Consider the following 19978-nt stretch of genomic DNA (forward strand, 5'->3'; position numbering starts at 1 on the left):
TATACAAAAAACAGATATAAATTTCATTTTTTAATTTATTTTTTACAAAAAAATCCCGAAAGTAATTTTCGGGATTGTGTATGCATAAAACTGAATCTTATTTTTTCTTTAAAGCAACAAACTTAACGTAAGAGGCTATAGCCAATGTAAGCATTGTTGCTAAACCAATGTAAACCCAAACAGGAACTGGAACCGGATCTCCTGCTGCGTAAGAATGCAATCCGCTTAAGTAATAATTTACCCCAAAATATGTCATTACCATTGAGCAGAATGCAAACATCGTAGCTACGTGAAATGCCCATCTGCTTCTTAATCCAGGAACCAATCTCATGTGTAAAACAAATGCGTATACCATGATTGAAATAAAAGCCCAGGTTTCTTTCGGATCCCAGCTCCAATATCTTCCCCAGGATTCGTTTGCCCAGATCCCGCCTAAAAAGTTTCCGACAGTTAATGCGAAAAGTCCTATTGTTAAAGACATTTCAGAAACAATTGCCAATTCTTTTAATGTAGAATCATTATGCAATTTGAATTGATTTTTATCTGTAATGATATAGAAAATCAATGAAATCACGGCTATAATCATCGACAATGCAAAGAAGCCGTAACTTGATACAATAATGGCAACATGTACAATCAGCCAATATGATTTTAGAACCGGAACCAAAGGTGTAATTTGCGGATCAAGAGCAGAACCTCCGTGTGCAAATCCCATCATAATGACAGCCACCATAAATCCTGCCGCAGGAATCAATGCATTGGATGTATTTGTAGCTCCAAATAATCTTGTGGACAATGTAAGAGCTTTGGCACCCAAAGGATAATTCCTATTTTTTCCAAATCCAAAATAGAACATCAATCCGGCAGAAATCCCGACCCATGAAATAAAGATAATGGCTTCGTAACCATTACTCCACGGAGCATGACCGGAAATATACCATCTTCCTACTAATCCGAAGAAATGACAGATATAGCCCACAACTCCAATATAAATAATCGCCTTGATGATTCTGTTTAAAATTTTATTAGGCTTGAATAATTCTACAAAACCTAAAATAAAAAGCAGACCACCAATAATCGTATAGAAAATTAAAAGCTTAAAGTTAATATCAGCTTTATTCATAAAAACTTCCAGATCAACTTTCGACTGGGACGGCACCACTGCTTTCCCCCATTTTTGCTGAAAATCAGAAAGTTTTTTGAGTTCAATATCAGCTTTTGCCCAATTTCCTGTATTCTGTGCCTGAAGTGCCTCTGCAAAATACGGTCCCATCACTTTTTGGGATTCCATGTCTGGTTCCATTTTTTGGTCAAGCCATGAATGCCAAGTGTGATTTGGATCGTTTTTTACTGGAACAATTCTTAAAAACTGTCCACTGAAAAATTCATTGAAAATCTGTACTCTTTCGTTGAGTTTGATCACCTGTTTGTCATACTCTGACTGCTCTGCCGGTTTTTTGCGAAACGCTGTATTGTAATCTTCATCCAAAATATAGGTAAGATTTCCGTTGGCATCTGCAGGAAAGAGACTCATTAAAGTAGTATATCCATCTTCATTAGCTTTTGTCTTTCTCAAAAGTTCTTTACCTCCTTTTGCATCTACTTTAATCAAAGGAACCATCGTCCAGCTTGGAGTGTCTGTATTGATTGAAAGAAACCATTGTTCGGCTGTCAAATAATTTCCGTCACTTCCTTTGAACTTGTCTTTTTTATATAGTTTTCTTAAAACATCTAAAGCCTGGGTGTTGATCGGAACAATTCTACCTTCATAGTTCTGCACCAAAAGATACCCGAATTTATCTGCATGCTCTCTGCTGATTTTATTTTTAGCAATAATCTCGTCTGGCGAAATTATTCTCATTTTTGAAAGCGGAGCCGCCATAGAATTTTGCTGCGGGCTGCTTTCAGATACAGCTTCTGAGGTGGGAACATGATCATGACCATCCCCTTCTGTATGAACGTGTTCTCTGCTTCCATCCGTTGTTCCGTGCGTTTCAATTTTTTGTGCGCTGAAATTTAAACTTAATAAAAGTAAAACGATCATCGCTGCTCTTTTCTGATTGATGTCTTTCAGCATCTTATTAAGCTTCCAGAAATGGGTTCCTTTCCAGAAGAAGATTACAAACATCCCTAAAAACAACAGTCCGTAACCGATGTATGAAATCAAAGTTCCCCAATAATCATGGTTTACAGAAAGTAAAGTTCCCATTCTATCCGGCGTATAACTTGCCTGAAAGAAACGATAGCCTTTATAATTCAGAACATTATTCATATAAATTTTATACGGAGTCTGCTTTCCTTCGTCAATAATTTTCACATGGCTTTCGTAAGCACTCGGAGAAGAGCTTCCAGGATAAGTTTCCATCACAAAATCATCTAGTTTCAAAGCGAAAGGAGTATTATAAATTTTAGGACCAAAACCCACCATAAGATTCAAACCATCCATAGCAACCTGTTTGTAGGCGTTTGGATTTCCTCGTTCTACAGAAAGCTCAACAATTTGTTTGGTTTTTGGACCTTCAATTTCAACCGTCATTGCATCAGGTACATTCTGATCTTTCTTTTTGTCACCTTCAAAAGCCATCAGTTTTCCTTTTCTTAAACCTTCAGGGACAACCAGTTTTAGTTCGTTAATCGTGTATAAACTTCTCAAAACCAAAGGTTGATATTGGTCTTTCGCTGTATTTCCTGTTGCCTGAGTTGCCATCGTCATGTAAGAAGCATCTACAGGAGTTTTAATCAAAATCTGTCCGTTTTCCTGTTTAAATTCTACGGCACCGTCAATAGCCCTGTTGAAAGTAACCAAAGTTCCGTTGATTGATTTTGTTTCTCCTGATTTAATATAAATATTCTGTCTTCCTGTTTCTGCAGTAGATACCAAATGAAGATATTCCGCACCATTAGGATCTGCAACAAGACTATCTTTTTTTCTCTGAACATAATCAAGCGTTATCACTTTGATTTTTTTTCCTTTAAAATCATATGTTGCTTTAAAATCTTTATGAAGCGGAGACATCAGATATGGTACGTCCTGATAATCAAGAGTCTCACCGTTTTCTTCAATTTTAATTTTAAAAAAATGTTTATCGGTTACAATTTCGTTTGAAGTCTGCCCTTCCCGGATACTCATTTGTCCTTCAAAGCTGATGTATCTGGTAATAGCTCCGCCAATAAAAATAAAGATGAAAGCAAGGTGAAAAACTAATACAGGCCATTTTTCTCTTCTCCAAAGTCTGTATCGTCCTATATTTCCTACAAAATTGAGGATGAGCAGAAGCATAATCAGCTCAAACCATTTGGCTTCGTAGATTAATGCTTTTGCGGTAGGTGTACCATAATCGTTTTCTAAAAAAGTTGCATAAGCCATTGCAAATGCATAAACGAGCAGTAGAACAGCCATTGTTCTGGTGGAAATAAGAATATCCTGCAGCTTCTTCATGATTTTATATTACTTGACATGCAAAAATAAGGATGATAAACCGAAAGGACGGTAAAAAAAGCTGTTTTTTATCATTCCAACTGTCTTTTTGGTTATTTTGAATGATTCTTAATAAGAAAATTCAAAATGTTTAAATATCAATTAGCAATCAGATTTTAAACTGTAAAATATGAATACAAAAAACAAATCTCTTTTCTTCTAAAAAATTACTAAAATCTAAAAAAAACATTAAATTTGCCAGACTTACATTATGGAAAAGAAATTACCAAAACAACCATCTCAAACACCTGAAGCAGGTAAAATTTTATCAAAACCCCGCATATTTTTCGGCTTAACATTTATTGTTTTTGCCGGTGTTCTTACTCTGTCTTTTATCTCTTATCTGATGAACTGGAAGGCAGATCAAAGCCAGGCTGGAACCATGCTGGACAAGAGTATACAGTCATCAAACATTTTCGGAAAACTGGGAGACTGGCTGGGTAATCTTTTTATTTTTGAAAGTATTGGGGTAGCTTCATTTATTATCGCATTTCTTTTTGTGGTTTTCGGGACCATGATTCTGAAAAAGAAAATTTTCAAACCATGGATGACTTTCGGTCATTCACTATTTTTCATTTGCTGGCTTCCCATTCTTTTCGGAGCCATTACAAAAGGGCAAGGAGTTTTAAGCGGAGTTTACGGCTATCAGATTATGGATTCTCTTTCTGCCATCATCGGAACTGTTGGTCTTTGGGTCGTTTTGATTGTGAGTATCGCACTCTATTTTATCCTTGAATTTAATCTTCGTCCGAGTTCGGTAAAGGCAAAACTTAATACAATTAACGAAAACACTATCGGAAGAGTAAGATATATGATGCCTAATTCTGATGAAAATTTTGAAGCAGATCAAGAGCTGAAAGAAGAAATCAATCATGCTAATTCTTTCAATATTACAGTAACTGATGAATCTGAAATTAAAATTCAAAAACCTAAAAAAGAATCTCCATTTAAGGAATCGAAGCCGGTATCAAATGCTGAAACTATCGTAACTCCCAATCAGACATCTTTTGAAGAAGAAAAAATAACCTCGCCCTCTTTAAACTTGACTGTTGAAAATCCTATTCCCTCAGTGAAACCGGAAGACGCTTTTGATGTTTCAAACAATTTTTCCGAACCTGCTGAAGATATAAAATTCAATGTAGAAGTAGCACCGATGGTTGATCTCATTGAAGATTCTGACAGGCAGTCTCAAGAGTTGGTGCAAAAACACGGTTTATATGATCACAGATTAGATTTAGCCAAATTCCAGATGCCAACTTTGGATCTTTTGAAAGATTACGGAAACGAAGAAATTTCAATCAATAAAGAAGAATTAGAAGAAAACAAAAATAAAATTGTAGGTCTTCTTAAAAACTTTAATGTCGGAATCGCCGAAATAAAAGCAACGATAGGACCTACTGTCACTTTATACGAAATTGTTCCGGAAGCGGGAATCAGAGTAGCTTCCATCAAAAAACTGCAGGATGATATCGCATTAAATCTTTCTGCTTTGGGAATCAGGATTATCGCACCAATGCCTGGAAAAGGAACCATTGGTATTGAGGTTCCGAGAAAAAATCCTACCATGGTTTCTATGAGATCAGTGATTGCTTCTCAAAAATTTCAGAATACAGATATGGACTTGCCTGTTGTTTTCGGGAAAACCATCTCTAATGAAGTCTTTATGGCAGATTTGTCAAAGATGCCTCACCTTTTGATGGCTGGAGCAACCGGACAGGGAAAATCGGTGGGAATCAATGCTATTCTGACCTCACTTCTTTATAAAAAACATCCGAGCGAACTGAAATTTGTAATGGTAGATCCTAAAAAAGTGGAACTTTCTTTATATTCAAAAATTGAAAGACATTATTTAGCTAAACTTCCGGATGCTGAAGAGGCGATTATTACCGATACCAATAAGGTTATCAATACCCTCAATTCGCTTTGTATTGAGATGGATCAGCGCTATGACCTTCTTAAAAACGCTTTCTGTAAAAATTTAAAAGAATACAATAAAAAGTTTAGCGAAAGAAAATTAAATCCTGAAAACGGACACCGCTATTTACCGTATATCGTTTTGGTAGTGGATGAGTTTGCAGATTTAATTATGACTGCCGGAAAAGAAGTAGAACTTCCGATTGCGAGATTGGCTCAATTGGCAAGAGCGGTAGGAATTCACCTGATTGTTGCTACACAAAGACCATCGGTAAATGTCATTACCGGTATGATTAAAGCCAATTTCCCTGCAAGAGCAGCGTTCCGTGTAATTTCTAGTGTAGACTCCAGAACGATTTTAGATTCTCCGGGAGCTGATCAGCTGATCGGTAAAGGAGATATGCTTTATTTCAATGGAAATGAAATTTTGAGATTGCAATGTGCTTTTGTAGACACTCCGGAGGTTGAAAGACTGGCTGAATTTATCGGTGAACAAAAAGGTTACGCTTCTGCATTTCTGCTACCTGAATATGTTTCTGAAGATGCTGCGAGCTCAGTGGGTGCTTTTGATCCTAACGAAAAAGACGCTTTGTTTGAAGATGCTGCTAGAATTATTGTTTCAACCCAGCAAGGTTCAACTTCTATGCTTCAAAGACAACTGAAACTGGGATACAACAGAGCAGGAAGAATTATGGATCAGCTGGAAGCAAGCGGTATTGTAGGCGGATTCAACGGAGCTAAAGCAAGAGAAGTTCTCATCAGCGATCTGCATTCTTTGGAACAGTTTTTAGATGATTTAAAAAATTAATAACTACTTTAAAACATTACTAAAAAATGAAAATTTTAAAATTCACGAAAGAAATTTTACTGATCTCGGCAGTACTAATGCTGTCTTCGTGTGCATTGAAATCAATTCCAAGTGATTATAATACAATAAAATTAGACATCGTCAATACAGAAAACTTAGGCGATGGAAAAGTTTTAATTTATAATGGTGCCGGAGTATTACATTCTGTAGACAATACAGCACGTTTGAATGTTTGGGTTGACGGTAAATCTCTCGGACAAATAAAAGCCAGAGAATATCTGATCGTTGATCTTAATAAAGGAAATCACGAATTTAAAATTCTCCATATAGACATGGTAAATATGAGAAGTACCCATCAGATTAATGTCGATGAAAATACAAAAGTGGTAAAATTAGAACCTACAATCACTTCGAACAAAGCAACTGTAACTAATATTCTACCTGAAAATTTTGATAAATACAGATATAGAATTGAGCATAACAAATAGATCATTGATTTTTAAATTTCTTAATTTTCACACTAATTCTTTGGAACAGTTTTTGGAAGATTTGCGAAGCTAAAATTTAACTTATCCCTTTTGAGAAAGTCTAAAGAAAAGAAATATTAGAAAAATTAACATGAAAAAAATAATTTCAAAGATAGTTTTAGGAACATTGGTAGTAGGAAGCATTGGTTTTGTACAGGCTCAGAAAATTGATGCTAAAGCAAAAAAAATATTAGATGATATTACGGCTAATTACAATGCCAAGAAAAACTCTTATTTTAAATTTGCATTCGGAAGCGGAACCAATGGAAAAATTTCTAAAACAGAACCGGGAATTTATTACTCAGCAGGTAATAAATACAAACTGAAAATCATGGAAACCGAACAGATATTTGATGGGAGCAAGATATATAATATCAATGAGGAAGACAAAGAAGTAACGGTTGCAAAACCTAACGAAAACAGCGCCATGTTTTCTCCGATCAATTATCTGACTTCTTACAGAAAAGATTATAATGTAATGTATAGCGGAAAGAAAACTGTTGATGGAGTAAGCGCAGATTTGATTAAACTAACTCCTGTAAAAGCAAACGGACTGAAATATATTTACCTCTATGTAGATTCCGCCAGAAAACAGATGCTGAAGCTAGAACAGTTTGGAAACAACAAAGACATTTCGGTTATTTCCATCAAAGAATATAAAGAAAATCAGCAATTAGACCCAAATATGTTTGTGTTCGATAAAAATAAATTCAAAAATTATCTTGTTACAGAATTATAGTTCTAAATAAATATTAAAATTTAAAGTCACAAAGAAAACTTTGTGGCTTTTTCATTAATTTTGGCGAATGTTAAAAATATTAGACCGATATATCATCAAGACCTTTTTTGGTCCGTTTTTTTTCATATTCAGTGTACTGTTTTTCATCTTTATTGTCAATATTGTATGGATTCAGCTGGGACAGTTTATGGGAAAAGGTCTTACTACATTTCAGATCATGAAGCTCCTTTTTTATCTCGGAGTAAATGTTGTAAGTATGGTATTACCGCTCACTATTCTTCTGGCAAGTATCATGTCATTTGGCGAGCTGGGTGAGAGATATGAGCTTGCCGCCATGAAAGCTGCCGGGATCTCTCTTACCCGGGTCATGATGCCACTTTTCGGAGTAACCGTTGTTCTCGCTATTTTGCTTTATATTTTCTCTAATAATATCATTCCTGATTTTCAAAGGAAGGCTAAAAATATGCTGTATAATATTGCACAGACAAAGCCTGCTCTCAATTTTACTCCGGGACAGTTTATTGATCAGATTCCCGGATATATGGTAAAATTTGATAAAATAAAAGGTGATGAAGGCAGAGATCTGGAAGGGATATTTATTCATAAAAAAGCAAACAATTTTGAAAATCAGCAGACCATTGTTGCAGAAAAAGGCAAATTTGCCAATGCTAAAAACAGAAAATACATGCAGTTGATCTTATACAACGGATATGTAACTGAAGATTCTCATGCCGGTAAATCTGAAAATGTACGATTAAAACAACCAGATCAGAGAACAAAATTTGATACTTTGATTACACACTTTGACATCAGTGAATTGATTGATAAAGCCATCGAGAAAGAGCAAATCACAGATGATTACCGTTTCCAAACCTTTAATGAACTGTTTGCTACCATTGATAAAACCAAAAAGGAAAATGCAAGAATCAATGAAAATATCGGTAATGAAATGATGAATCAGGTGAACTCTGTTGTAACCTATATGGATAAAAACAAAACAAAAGCCCCTGTTAAACAGCAGTATAAAATTGATACCATAAAATCTGATAAAAAAACTCAGGCAATCGGCAATGCATACTCTAGGCTGGAGACACTGAAATTGAATTTAGAATCCAAAGATAAAGAGATAGATCCCAGCAAAAAATACTTTAGCAAGGTCATTCTTTATCAACAGAGAATGCTCACCTACTCTTTTACCTGCATCATATTTTTTATGATTGGTTCAAGCCTTGGTTCTATCATCAGAAAAGGAGGAATGGGAGTTCCTGTAATTATTGCGATCATTATATTCATTGTATTTTACATTATTAATGTGGGTTTTGAAAACGTAGCATGGTCAGGAAAGATGAATCCTTATCTTGCGGCATGGCTCCCTAATATTATACTTTTTCCTTTTGGAGTATTAATGACTTATAAAGCGCTTACCGATTCTCAGCTATTCGATTCTGAGAAATACAAGGCATTCTTTAAACCTGTAATCAAGCTATTTGTCAAAAATAAAGAACATAAAAGATATCAGTAAATGAAAATAAAAAACCGAAGCAAGTATTAGTTTCGGTTTTTTTATGAATTATATTTAACATTCAAAAAAAATTCTCATATTTACAGCCTTAATTTAATTCAAAAAAACATGAAAAAAATTTTATTATTAAGTGTACTGAGTCTTATGAGTGCATCTTTATACGGACAGGATGACACCACAGACTATGAGCTTAAAAGCAACGAGAAATTTGGTTTTATCATTGATAAAAGCGGCAAAAAAACCGAAGGTATTGTAAGAATGGTTGGTGACGCCCGTAATCCTTGGAACAATCAAAAAAAAGTAAAATTTGTCGCTGTTTCGGATATTGACAAGTCTAAAAAGAAGCAGAAATTTAAAACAATGGATTCTGATGACCTCAAAGAATATGTTGCTTACGATGAAAACAATAACGAAAGACATTTTGAGGTAATAAAATACACTAATGTAAAAGAAGGCTTAAATACTGCAACAAGCGGATTAAGCGGAAACATCAAAGCATTTAATAATCTTACCAAAACCAATCAGTTTGCAGAAGTTGTAACAGATGGTAAAATCAAAATTTACAGATTGTACGGTTTTCCAACAAGCTTTGCTGCAGGAGACAGTCAAATCAAAGAAGCAGAGAGAGAAACAGAAAGAATGCGAAATAATCCTTCCTATATTTATACAAAAAAAGGAAGCAAACTAAAAGAATTTAATCTGAAAGAAGCAAAGATCATCACTGCAGACTGTCCCGTAATAAAAAGTAAAATTGCCGGAGGAGAATACGCTTCGATGAAAAATGATACTAAAAAAAGAACTGGTCTGGGAAAATTTATCAAAAATCAGGTTGATGATGTAATGTCTGATGTTCCGCAAATCATTGATGAAGTTATTCTGGATTATAACGAAAATTGTCAATAAATTTTATTGATTATAAATAAAACAGCCGCTTTTTGCGGTTGTTTTTGTTTTGATATGTGTGATTTGCATATTTTTTGGTTGAATTGTGATATAATCCGATTTAATATGAAAAATGCAATCCTATCACTTAGCCTTATTTTGGTTTTTTCCTGTGAAAAACAAACTTCAGAGAAAGCAAATTCCATTTCCGAAAATGAATCAAACAAAACATCTCAAGTCTCAGATTCTTCAAAAATTTCATTACAAAATATAGATGAGATAAAAGCAGAATATACCAAAATCAATCAGGAGATAAATACAAAGAAGCTGGATTCGACAAGCTTTAATTACGAATGCAACGAGCGTTCAGGAACAGTTGTTTATTACTCGCAAAACGGTAAACTTAGATCTATAAAACATTCTTTTTCAGAATACAGCCATTATTCATCCGTAGAAAATTACTTTGTAAATGATGATCAGCCTTTCTTTATTTTTCAACAAGAAACGGTCTGGAATTTTGACGGCGGAACTGCAGAAAAGCCCGAAACGAAAGATGAAATCAATGAGAAGAGGTTGTATTACATCAACAACAAACTGGAAAAATGTCTTGAGAAAAAATATACTGTCCGTTCTGCCAAAAAAAACAAACTCAATCCTGAAAATATTAAAAACATTGAAAATAAAAACTGTTCTGATAAAGAATTGATGAAAACATTCAGCAATTTAATGAGTCACAAAAATAAAAACCCGGACTGCTTATAGTCAATTCAGTGTAATTATTGTCTGACCTAAATTATAGATAAAATCATTCATAAAATTCTCCTATGATTCAAACTAAGTTTTTATATATTTGTTCAAAAGACAAAACTATATGGATAAACTTTCAGAAAGAGTAAAAAGGTTAGGATATTCTCAGACTTTCGTAATGTCTAATAAAGCAAGAGAAATGAAAGCCAGCGGAATAGATGTAATTAGTTTAACATTGGGCGAGCCCGACTTTGATGTTCCCGATAACATTAAAAAGGCAGCTTTTGATGCCATTAATGAAAATTACAGCCACTACTCTCCTGTTCCCGGCTTTTTGGAGCTGCGACAGGCAATTTCTGAAAAATTAAAAAGAGACAACAATTTAGATTACAAACCTACTCAGATCTGTGTTTCCAACGGTGCAAAGCAGGCTATCATCAATATTTTAGCTTCTATTATCAACGATGGTGATGAGGTAATTCTTCCAACTCCTTTTTGGGTAAGTTATGACGAAATGGTAAAAATGATGGGCGGAACATCCGTAATGCTTCCTACATCTTACGTTACTGATTTTAAAATCACTGCAGAGCAGCTTGATGAAGCAATTAATGAAAAAACAAAAGCTGTTTTATTCAGCTCACCCTGCAATCCTTCAGGCGGATATTATACGTATGATGAACTCAAATCTTTAGCGAAAGTTATTGCGAAATATCCACACGTAACATTAATATCAGACGAAATTTACGAATACATCAATTACGAGACAAAAACAACTTCCATTGCGCAGTTTCCTGAAGTTTATGAGCAGACAGCCGTTATCAACGGGATGTCTAAAGCTTTTGCAATGACAGGTTGGAGAATCGGTTATTCTGCCTGTCCGGAATGGCTCGCAAAAGCGTGTGAAAAAATTCAGGGTCAAATGACCAGCGGAGCCAATACAATGGCACAGCGAGCTTCTATCACTGCACTGAAAACCGATCCTAAAGAATACCGTTACATGATTGATGCCTTTAAAAGCAGGAGAGATCTGATGTATGATTTAATGAAAGAAATTCCGGGCTTCAAGGTAGTTTTGCCAAAAGCCGCATTTTATTTCTTTCCTGATGTTTCTTTTTACATCGGAAAAACATTAAACGGAACCGAAATAAAAAATGCTGATGACTTTGCTATGTTTTTGCTGGAGAATGCTCATGTAGGATGTGTAGGCGGTGTATCTTTCGGAAGTCCGGAGTGTATCCGTTTTTCTTATGCTGCTTCCGAAGAAGATTTGAAAGAAGCTATGAGAAGAATAAAAGAATTGCTTTTGCAGTTCAACTAGATAATCACAAGCTGTCAAGATAAGACAGCTTTTTTAATGATATTTTAAGCCTAATTGATAACGGCAGATGTAATTCTGTTATCATTTTTTTATATTTGCTTAAAATTAAAATATTTCATGGATAAAATTGACAGCCTGAACCAAGTAGCAGAATTCCACACCACCTTTAAAGCACCAATTTTAGATACTCCTCAGATTCCTTCTAAAGAAAGATGCAACCTAAGAGTTGAACTTTTGCAGGAAGAGCTGAACGAGTTAAAACAAGCTATTGAAGATCATAATATTGTTGAGATTGCAGATGCTCTTTGCGATTTGCAGTATGTTTTGAGTGGAGCTGTTTTAGAATTTGGTCTTGGCAATAAATTTGTAGAGCTGTTCAACGAAGTTCAGCGTTCCAATATGTCTAAAGCATGCGACAACGAAGAACAGGCACAGGAAACCGTTGAATTTTATAAAGAAAAAGAAGTAGAATCTTTCTACGAAAAATCGGGAGAAAAGTTTAATGTATACAGAAAATCTGATCATAAGGTTTTGAAAAACAAATACTACTCTCCTGCTGATTTAAAATCAATAATCGACAATTAGGATGAAAAAAATTATTACCGGGATTTTAGCACTTTCAGTTTTGACTATTACTTCACAGCAATTATCTGCTCAGAAAGTAATCGTTAACCGTGAAGTAGAAACCACCAATGATGGAAAAATGCTTTTGGGACACCAATTGAAAGAGCAGTTTAGCAAAGAACCTTATGCGGAATGGTATACAAAAGAATTCAACGAGTACGCTTTAGACCAGAAAGCCATCAGTGAGCTTAAAAAAAATAAGTTTAATTCTTATAATCTCATCGTTTTTCTGGGAACATGGTGCGAAGATTCTCATAGAGATTTCCCGAGATTAATGAAGATTTTGGATGAATTAAAATATCCCGACACAAGACTTACGATCATTGCCGTCAATAGAAAAAAAGAATCTCCAACTGGCGACGAGGTAAAATACAATGTACAGAAAGTTCCTACCATCATTGTAGAAAAATATGGCAAGGAAATTGGACGAATTATTGAAATGCCGACTACAGGATATATAGAAAGAGATCTTGTACAAATCCTTGAAAAAGATGACCGATCGGTAATCAAAGAAATATTTAAAAAAGAGAATTGAGAAATTTAAAAATCATTATACCGTTTTTTGCAGGAGTTCTACTAATGTTGCTCCTGTTTTTTGGTTTTAAATCATGCTTTAATGCAACTGAAAAAAAAGAAAAATCAGATTACTATATCCTGACCAATCAGATTTCAAAAATGAATAAAATGGTGGTTCTGGAACAAAATTTTTCAGCCATGCAGAAAACCAAAATGAGCTACGAGTTTTTTGGTAAAGAAATGACCAGCAGCAGCATTATAACGTATACCAAAACTAATGCGCAGGTTTCCTATGATCTCAATAAAATGAAAATAGAAGTAGATTCTATTAATAAAAGACTTGTTATTACAGAACTTCCGGATGCACAGATACGAATTACGCCGAGTGTAGAAATTCAGTCACTGGATGATTCTTTCTTTAACAGAATTTCAGAAAAAGACATTAAAAATGTTACTCAGAAAGCCAAACAAACTGCCATTAAATCAGTAGATCAAAATAAGCTGAGAAACGAAGGTCGTACACAATTAATGGAAAATCTGAACAATATTTTTGTTTTGGCAAAGGCTTTGAACTACACAATAGAAGATAAAACCGGAAAGATCGGTATTCTCGGACTTTAAAAATTCAAAGCTATGGATTCAAAAGAAAAAAAGACAACAGAATCTGCCAATACTGCAGAGACCAAGAAACAAAATGAAGATTTCCGTGATATTCCCGCATCTTCGGAAAAACAAAATCCTTCGGATGTAGATAAAGAAGATGTGCAAAAATCGTCAAAAGGAAAAACAGGAAAAACAGATAATACTAAGTGAAAACTTAGTATTTTTTTATTTTAAACATCCTTAAACCAGCTAAAAAAATACTATTTAATACCCCAAACTTTTTAAAAAATTTTCAACATTCTGATGACTTATTTTCTCCATTGTTTCAACTGAAAAATCTTTCGAAAGTCTTTCATTAATAGAATTGTAGGCCGTTGAATTATTATATTCATCAAAGAAAAAAGGGTAACGTGATTTGTCGGGATGGTTTTTATCATAGAAGAAATCTCCCCCATACGCAAGACAATCTTCTGCACCATTTTCAATCCCGTATTGGATGTGTCTGTAAAGATTTTCAGAATTATCATTTCCTACAAAATCTTTAACGAAATTAAGCCCGATGAGACCTTTTCTGCTGATAATTTCTTGCACCAGTTCATCAGGAAGATTTCTTTTATGATTGCAGATTTTTCTAAAATTGGAATGACTGGCAAAAACAGGAATTTTATAATTTCTCTGGTCAATATAATTCATAATTCCAAAAGCCAGCGCATCACTGGTATGAGCAAGATCAACCACAATATTTTTATCTGAGAGATAATCCAGTAAAACTTTTCCGTCCTCTTTTAATCCGGCTTCAGAAAAATTACCGCCTCCAAAACGGTTCTCTGTATGATGTGTCATTCCGATATACAGCAGCTTTTGGGTTTTCTCAATAATTTTTTCTAAATTTCTGAATCCCTGTTCAAGATTTTCATCCTCTTCACAGAATCCTGATGCATTTTCAATAGCAGCAACAATGCCTGTTTCTGAATGATTTTCTAAATCTTCTAAAGTATTAAACAAATAGAAATTTTCCGTTTTTATAAGATCAGAAAAAATCTGGCTTTGCTTATTTCCAAATTGTGTGCTTCCTTTTACTGTAGGAGTAAAAATTGCCATCACCTGAAGCTTTACATTTCCTTCTTTCAAAAACGGAAGCGAACAGCCTATTTCTCTATCATCAATTTTAGAATCGGGATTCATCAGATATACCAATAAGTCACAGTGAAGGTCAATATTTCTTTTTGTCATAATAAAATACTGGATTTTTAGCAGAAAAGTATACGTTTTCGTACTCAAATATAGTGTAAATATAATATTGAATTATAAAAAAAAGCGTATTTTTGCATCTTAAAATTTCTTAGTAAAACAATGATAAAAATTACACTTCCAGACCAAAGCGTCCGAGAATTTGAAGGAGAAGTTACTCCTTTAGATGTGGCAAAATCTATTAGCGAGGGATTGGCTAGAAATACCATTTCCGCAGTTGTAAACGGTACACAAGTAGAGACGACCACACCTATAACTACAGATTCTACGTTGCAGCTTCTGACATGGAATGATGATCTTGGAAAGAAGGCTTTCTGGCATTCTTCAGCCCACCTTTTGGCACAGGCTATCCTTGAGTTTTATCCTCATGCTAAGTTAACGATAGGTCCTGCCATCGAAAACGGATTCTATTATGATGTAGATTTCGGCGACGAAAGTTTATCTGAAAAAGATTTCGAGAAAATCGAAAAGAAAGTTTTAGAAAACGCTAAAAAAGAATCAACATTCTCTTTATATCCTGTTTCTAAAGAGGAAGCTTTAAAAACCTATGCAGATAATCCGTATAAAGTTGAATTGATTTCTAATCTGAATGACGGAGAAATTACTTTTGTAACGCATGATAACTTCACAGATCTTTGTCGTGGAGGTCATATTCCGAATACAGGAATAGTAAAGGCTTTCAAAGTTCTCAACGCAGCAGGAGCATACTGGAGAGGAAATGAAAACAATCCTCAGCTTACAAGAGTATATGGTATTTCTTTCCCGAAACAAAAAGATCTTACAGAATATCTTGAAAGACTGGAAGAAGCAAAAAGAAGAGATCATAGAAAATTAGGTAAGGAATTAGGAATTTTTGCCTTCTCTGAAAAAGTAGGTCAGGGTTTGCCATTGTGGCTGCCTAAAGGAACTGCTCTAAGAAAAAAATTAGAAAATTTCCTTTCAGTAGCTCAGAAAAAAGCAGGATACGAATTTGTAATGTCTCCCCACATCGGAGCAAAACAATTATATGTTACTTCAGGACACTGGGATAAATATGGTGCAGACAGTTTCCAGCCAATTAAAACTCCGAATGAAGGTGAAGAATTTATGCTGAAACCTATGAACTGCCCGCATCACTGTGAAATTTATAAAACTTCGCAATGGAGCTATAAAGACCTTCCTAAAAGATATGCAGAATTTGGTACGGTTTACAGATACGAGCAAAGTGGTGAACTGCACGGTTTAACGAGAGTTCGCGGTTTTACTCAGGATGATGCGCATTTATTCTGTACTCCGGATCAGCTGATGGACGAGTTTAAGAAAACGATTGATTTGGTTCTTTATGTATTTGGCTCATTAGGTTTTGCAGATTTTACAGCACAAATTTCTTTAAGAGATCCAGAAAACAAGGAAAAATATATCGGAAGTGACGAAAACTGGGAGAAGGCTGAAAATGCAATTGTAACCGCTGCAACCGAAAAAGGTTTAAATACTATTACTGAATATGGTGAAGCTGCATTCTATGGACCTAAGCTAGATTTCATGGTGAAAGATGCTTTAGGAAGAAAATGGCAGTTGGGAACGATTCAGGTAGATTATAATTTGCCGGAAAGATTTGACCTTACCTATACAGGAAATGACAATGAGAAACACAGACCGGTAATGATTCACAGAGCGCCATTTGGCTCAATGGAACGTTTCATTGCCATTCTGTTAGAAAATACGGCAGGAGATTTTCCGTTGTGGCTTGCTCCGGATCAATTCATTATCCTGCCGATCAGTGAAAAATATGTAGATTATTCAAAAAAAGTTTCACAACTTTTAGAAAATCACGATATTAGCGGATTAATTGATGACAGAAACGAAAAAACGGGTAAAAAGATCCGTGATGCAGAGTTGAAAAAGATTCCTTTTATGCTTGTAGTAGGCGAAAATGAAGAAAAGGATGGCACAATTTCTGTACGAAGACGTGGCGAAGGTGATTTGGGAGTAATGAGCATTAATGATTTTGTAAATTACTTTAAAGAAGCTTCACAAACAGGATTTGAATTTGCCGGATAATTTCAAAGCAATAATCTCCGGATATCAATAAGATCAGCTAAAATATAAGCTGGTCACAATAAGTAAAGATTAACCAATAAAATTTAATACAATAGCACAAAGATTTAACAACAGAGGCCCACAAAGACGTCCACAACAGGAGGACGCTCACATGATTAACGATAAGATCCGTGTAAGAGAACTTCGTTTGGTGGGAGACAACGTAGAACCGGGTGTATATCCTATTGATAAGGCAAGACAGATTGCCAAAGATCAGGAGCTGGATCTGGTTGTCATTTCAGATAAGGCAGAGCCTTTTATTGCCAGAGTACTAGACTATAAAAAGTTTTTGTACGAGCAAAAGAAAAAACAAAAAGAGCTTAAGGCTAAACAGGTAAAAGTGGTGGTAAAAGAGATTCGTTTCGGACCTCAGACCGATGATCACGATTATGAGTTTAAGAAAAAGCACGCCGAAAAATTTTTAGAAGAAGGTTCCAAATTGAAAACTTATGTGTTTTTCAAAGGGCGTTCTATCATCTTTAAAGATCAGGGAGAAATTTTACTCTTGAAGCTTGCCCAGGAATTGGAGCACGTTGGTAAAGTAGATCAGCTTCCTAAGCTTGAAGGGAAAAGAATGATTATGATGATGAGTCCTAAAAAACCGGCGAAATAATCTAAAATTCATTATCAGGATTTTAAAAATTACACTTTAGTTCCTGATGATTTACGATATATAAAAGAGATTTTCTATGAAAGTCTCTTTTCGTATTATTATTTTTTGTAATTTTGCAGACGCAATTCTCTGCGTGAGGGATAGTAATGAAAAGCCCACAGCAAGCGCAGGAAATGCTGATGAGCGAGGACTTGCAATGAATAGCCCGACCCGAATGAGCGAATGCAGCGCAGCGGAATGAGCAAATGAGGGACACGCCCAAAATCAATGTAGCAATTTAACAATGTATCAATGTAACAATATTGGTAAACTGGTAAATTGATTTATTGATACATTAAAATATATTGATAACAAAAACATAAAAAAGCAAACAATGCCAAAATTAAAAACGAAATCAGGTGCTAAGAAACGTTTTGCTCTTACCGGAACTGGTAAAATCAAAAGAAAAAACGCTTACAAAAGCCACATTTTAACTAAAAAAGAAACGAAGCAGAAGAGAAATCTTACGACTACTTCTTATGTAGCTAAAGTGGATGAGAAAAGCGTTCAACGTCAATTAGCCATTAAGTAGTTTTTATAAATCATTTATCCGGTTTATAAGAATTCAAAAAAATTCAACATTTTAACCCTGAAACGGAGCACCTAAGAGAATAAAGTCTGGAAGTTTTTGAATTGTAGAGAAATCTCATATCATTTATCATTTACTTTAGTTCCGCCCTTTTCAAAAAAAACAATTTAAATTATGCCAAGATCAGTAAATGCCGTAGCTTCAAGAGCTCGCAGAAAAAAAATAATGAAACAAGCTAAAGGTTTTTTCGGTAGAAGAAAGAACGTTTGGACTGTTGCTAAAAACGCGGTACAAAAAGCAATGCAATATGCTTACCGTGGAAGAAAAGAGAAAAAGAGAAACTTCAGAGCACTTTGGATCATGCGTATCAACGCAGGTGCAAGAGAGCACGGAATGTCTTACTCTCAGTTTATGGGAGCTCTTAAAAAGAACAACATTGAGCTTAACAGAAAAGTTTTAGCAGATTTAGCAATGAATCATCCTGAAGCTTTCAAAGCAGTTGTAGATCAAGTAAAATAATGTAAAATTTTTTGTTATCAATATAAATCCTGAGTTTTTTGCTCGGGATTTTTTTATTATTTACATTTGTCTAATATTATTAAAGAATCATCATCCAAAGTGAAAAAAATAACAGGTTTTCTGCTTCTTTCGATAGCGACATACAGCCTTAATGCACAAAGTTTTATACAGGCTTACCAGACAAGAGCCAATCAGGTTACCCAAACCAATGTAACAACACTTCTTCAGGAGTTTGCCAATTTAGGCGTAAAAACTACAGGCTCTGTCGCCAATACTAATACCTTGAACTGGCTTAAGGCAAAATATCAATCTTACGGATATGACGCAAGTCAGATTACAGAAGATACTTTTACTTTCGGGAGTATAACTTCCAAAAATCTGGTGGTTACTAAAACAGGAACTGTTTATCCCAATATCTATGTCATTATCTGCGGACATTATGATACCATTACGGGATCCGGTGTAAGTGACAATGGAAGCGGAACTTCAATTCTTCTGGAAGCAGCAAGAATTCTGAAAGATGTCCCAACGGAATATTCGGTAAAATTTATTCATTTTTCAGGGGAAGAACAGGGCTTAATAGGAAGTACAAATTATGTGAATAATGTTGTTTTCCAAAATAATGTAAGACAGCTTAATCTGAAAGTTGTTTTTAATATTGATCAGGTAGGCGGAAAGATTGGAAATAACAACAATACCATTACCTGCGAAAGCGACCAGAGCGGACAAACAGCCAATAATGCACCTTCTCTAGCGATGACTCAGCAGCTTGCTGCCTGTACAGCATTGTATTCTCCGTTGCAGACTACATTTTCCAATGCTTTTGCTTCAGATTACATTCCTTTTGAAAATAAAGGGGATATCATTACCGGTTTTTATGAAACAGTAAGAAGTAATAATGAGCATACGGCAAATGATACTTTTGCCAATGTAGATCCTGTGTATGTATTCAATGTTGGGAAAGCTGCTGTTGGTGCTTTACAGCATTTTGCAGTAGCATCTTCTACACTTTCAACCCATGAAGCTGCGGAAAGTAAGCTTGAATCAATCAAAATTTATCCTAATCCGGCTAAAGATATTCTTTATATAGAAACTCCTGAAGAACTCCGACATTTCAGTATTGAAATCAATGATATGACAGGGAAGCTTATTTCATCCTACGAAAACGAAAGAAGCATCAATGTTTCAAAATTAGTTAACGGAGCTTATCTTTGTACAGTAAACTCGGAAGAAGGAAAAGTGATAAGAAAATTTCTTATCGAAAAATAGT

18 protein-coding genes are annotated in these 19978 nt (G+C 34.9%); 16 read left to right on the forward strand and 2 right to left on the reverse strand.

Annotated features, from left to right (window positions below; all coding sequences use genetic code 11):
• Window positions 1-97: 97 nt before the first annotated feature.
• A complete protein-coding gene (gene ccsA, locus FOL89_RS04310; protein WP_144281627.1) occupies window positions 98-3439 on the reverse strand; it encodes a cytochrome c biogenesis protein CcsA in 3342 nt (1113 codons plus the stop codon).
• Between the two features lie 250 nt (window positions 3440-3689).
• Here ccsA and FOL89_RS04315 point away from each other — a divergent pair, with 250 nt between their 5' ends.
• The 11 genes from FOL89_RS04315 to FOL89_RS04365 all read left to right on the forward strand — a co-directional run bounded on the left by FOL89_RS04315 (window position 3690) and on the right by FOL89_RS04365 (window position 13888).
• Window positions 3690-6200 (forward strand): FtsK/SpoIIIE family DNA translocase, encoded by a 2511-nt coding sequence (locus FOL89_RS04315; RefSeq protein ID WP_144281628.1) that lies wholly within the window; start codon window positions 3690-3692, stop codon window positions 6198-6200.
• Window positions 6201-6226: 26 nt separating this feature from the next.
• Complete coding sequence (locus tag FOL89_RS04320; protein ID WP_144281629.1) at window positions 6227-6688, forward strand: hypothetical protein; 462 nt, start codon at window positions 6227-6229, stop codon at window positions 6686-6688.
• 130 nt (window positions 6689-6818) lie between these two features.
• Complete coding sequence (locus FOL89_RS04325) at window positions 6819-7466, forward strand: LolA family protein (protein WP_144281630.1); 648 nt, start codon at window positions 6819-6821, stop codon at window positions 7464-7466.
• Window positions 7467-7533: 67 nt separating this feature from the next.
• A complete protein-coding gene (locus FOL89_RS04330; protein WP_144281631.1) occupies window positions 7534-8988 on the forward strand; it encodes an LptF/LptG family permease in 1455 nt (484 codons plus the stop codon).
• Between the two features lie 108 nt (window positions 8989-9096).
• Complete coding sequence (locus FOL89_RS04335; protein WP_144281632.1) at window positions 9097-9891, forward strand: hypothetical protein; 795 nt, start codon at window positions 9097-9099, stop codon at window positions 9889-9891.
• Window positions 9892-9996: 105 nt separating this feature from the next.
• The gene (locus tag FOL89_RS04340; RefSeq protein WP_144281633.1) at window positions 9997-10632 is read left to right on the forward strand and encodes a hypothetical protein; all 636 of its coding nucleotides are present in this window, start codon (window positions 9997-9999) and stop codon (window positions 10630-10632) included.
• A 109-nt stretch (window positions 10633-10741) separates the two neighbouring features.
• On the forward strand, window positions 10742-11935 hold the full coding sequence (locus FOL89_RS04345; RefSeq protein ID WP_144281634.1) for a pyridoxal phosphate-dependent aminotransferase: 1194 nt from the start codon (window positions 10742-10744) through the stop codon (window positions 11933-11935).
• Window positions 11936-12052: 117 nt separating this feature from the next.
• Window positions 12053-12520: a pyrophosphohydrolase domain-containing protein gene (locus FOL89_RS04350; protein WP_144281635.1), complete on the forward strand. Its 468-nt coding sequence runs from the start codon at window positions 12053-12055 to the stop codon at window positions 12518-12520.
• A 1-nt stretch (window position 12521) separates the two neighbouring features.
• The gene (locus tag FOL89_RS04355) at window positions 12522-13094 is read left to right on the forward strand and encodes a TlpA family protein disulfide reductase (protein ID WP_144281636.1); all 573 of its coding nucleotides are present in this window, start codon (window positions 12522-12524) and stop codon (window positions 13092-13094) included.
• Complete coding sequence (locus tag FOL89_RS04360; protein ID WP_144281637.1) at window positions 13091-13696, forward strand: DUF4230 domain-containing protein; 606 nt, start codon at window positions 13091-13093, stop codon at window positions 13694-13696. The genes FOL89_RS04355 and FOL89_RS04360 overlap by 4 nt, the downstream gene beginning before the upstream one ends.
• Window positions 13697-13708: 12 nt before the next feature.
• On the forward strand, window positions 13709-13888 hold the full coding sequence (locus FOL89_RS04365) for a hypothetical protein (RefSeq protein ID WP_144281638.1): 180 nt from the start codon (window positions 13709-13711) through the stop codon (window positions 13886-13888).
• Window positions 13889-13942: 54 nt separating this feature from the next.
• Here FOL89_RS04365 and FOL89_RS04370 read toward each other — a convergent pair whose 3' ends face one another.
• Window positions 13943-14911, reverse strand: a complete 969-nt coding sequence (locus FOL89_RS04370; protein WP_144281639.1) for a dipeptidase — start codon at window positions 14909-14911, stop codon at window positions 13943-13945.
• Between the two features lie 120 nt (window positions 14912-15031).
• Here FOL89_RS04370 and thrS point away from each other — a divergent pair, with 120 nt between their 5' ends.
• The 5 genes from thrS to FOL89_RS04395 all read left to right on the forward strand — a co-directional run bounded on the left by thrS (window position 15032) and on the right by FOL89_RS04395 (window position 19977).
• Entirely contained in the window at window positions 15032-16969 is a 1938-nt protein-coding gene (thrS, locus tag FOL89_RS04375) for a threonine--tRNA ligase (protein ID WP_144281640.1), read from the forward strand.
• A gap of 151 nt (window positions 16970-17120) precedes the next feature.
• Window positions 17121-17621, forward strand: coding sequence for a translation initiation factor IF-3 (gene infC, locus FOL89_RS04380; RefSeq protein WP_130913502.1), 501 nt, complete (start codon window positions 17121-17123; stop codon window positions 17619-17621).
• Between the two features lie 373 nt (window positions 17622-17994).
• Window positions 17995-18192: a 50S ribosomal protein L35 gene (gene rpmI / locus FOL89_RS04385; RefSeq protein WP_034676300.1), complete on the forward strand. Its 198-nt coding sequence runs from the start codon at window positions 17995-17997 to the stop codon at window positions 18190-18192.
• Window positions 18193-18363: 171 nt separating this feature from the next.
• Complete coding sequence (gene rplT / locus FOL89_RS04390) at window positions 18364-18708, forward strand: 50S ribosomal protein L20 (RefSeq protein ID WP_143885444.1); 345 nt, start codon at window positions 18364-18366, stop codon at window positions 18706-18708.
• A gap of 99 nt (window positions 18709-18807) precedes the next feature.
• Complete coding sequence (locus tag FOL89_RS04395) at window positions 18808-19977, forward strand: M28 family peptidase (RefSeq protein ID WP_144281641.1); 1170 nt, start codon at window positions 18808-18810, stop codon at window positions 19975-19977.
• The last annotated feature ends 1 nt before the right edge of the window (window position 19978 follow it).

This window comes from Chryseobacterium echinoideorum (assembly GCF_007474535.1).
Classification (GTDB): domain Bacteria; phylum Bacteroidota; class Bacteroidia; order Flavobacteriales; family Weeksellaceae; genus Chryseobacterium; species Chryseobacterium echinoideorum.